Genomic DNA, 252 nt, shown 5'->3' with positions numbered 1-252 from the left:
TAGGTTCGAGGTGGAAGCATGGTGACATGTGGAGCTGACGAATACTAATAGATCGAGGACTTAACCATATAATATGAAGCAATGTTATCTAGTTTTGAAAGAATATAAAAACTTGTTGACTTTCAAAAGTAAATAAGTTAAAATGATTCTTGTCTTAAATGAATACAGTCTGGTAATGATGGCAGAGAGGTCACACCCGTTCCCATACCGAACACGGAAGTTAAGCTCTCTAGCGCCGATGGTAGTTGGGAC

General features: G+C 38.9%; 1 rRNA gene. It reads left to right on the top strand.

Annotation, left to right across the window (positions count from 1 at the left end):
* Window positions 1-168: 168 nt before the first annotated feature.
* Window positions 169-252: ribosomal RNA gene (gene rrf, locus MR167_RS32290) — 5S ribosomal RNA — on the top strand; the annotation flags it as partial.

Source organism: Bacillus cereus group sp. BfR-BA-01355 (assembly GCF_022663675.1).
GTDB classification, from domain to species: domain Bacteria; phylum Bacillota; class Bacilli; order Bacillales; family Bacillaceae_G; genus Bacillus_A; species Bacillus_A thuringiensis_S.
This window is presented reverse-complemented; position numbering and strand designations above follow the sequence as displayed.